Below are 742 nucleotides of genomic sequence, written 5' to 3'. Positions count from 1 at the left end.
GAAGTCCGCCGCCCATACTCGGTTGGGCGCGTCGGCGATTACGGTCAATGGCGCGGTGGAGCTGCCGTGGCGTTTACGCCGTCGCCGCTGCGGCACTCGAAGCCCTTCCTCACGCCACAGGCGTTGCACCTTCTTGTGATTGACCGTCCAGCCTTCCGCGCGAGCGTCGTGATATGCGGGCCGAAACCCGCGTCGTGGATGGTCCTTGGCGTAGCGGCGAAGCCAGGCCCGCAACGAGGCATCAGGATCGTCTGGGGTGGTCGCGACAGATTCGTGGCGTTGGGTGGCGCGGTGTTGCCCGGTGACGCGGCAGGCGAACCGTTCGCTGACCCCCAGCACACGCTGCAGGTGACGAACGGCTGCCCGCCGGCGTTCCGGGCCTAGAAGTTTCCCTTCGCGATCTCCTTGAGGGCGACTTTCTCCAACTCCGCATCAGCCAACAACCGCTTGAGGGTGGCGTTTTCGCGCTCGAGGTCTTTGAGTCGTTTGGCGTCCTCGGCCTTCAATCCGCCGAACTGGTTACGCCACCGGTGATAGGTCGCTTCAGAGACACCCAGCTCGCGGCAGACCGCTGCGGTGTCCTTGCCCTCGGCCAGCAGCCGATCGGCGGCCATCAGCTTCCGCACGATCTGTTCGGGGCTGTGCCTTTTCCTTGTCGCCATGATCTTGTCGAGCCTTCCTGCCCACATCGTGGGCTGCAAGACTCTCACAAGCCGTGGATCAACCAACCGGGGTCAGGCCA

The 742-nt window shown here is 64.6% G+C and carries 1 pseudogene; it reads right to left on the bottom strand.

Going from position 1 to position 742, the window contains the following annotated elements:
- A pseudogene (locus BST14_RS28185) lies at window positions 1-662 on the bottom strand (transposase); the annotation flags it as partial.
- Window positions 663-742 lie beyond the last annotated feature (80 nt).

Source organism: Mycobacterium arosiense ATCC BAA-1401 = DSM 45069 (genome assembly GCF_002086125.1).
GTDB lineage: Bacteria > Actinomycetota > Actinomycetes > Mycobacteriales > Mycobacteriaceae > Mycobacterium > Mycobacterium arosiense.
The sequence above is the reverse complement of the archived record's forward strand: the minus strand, read 5'-3'. Positions and strand labels throughout refer to the sequence as shown.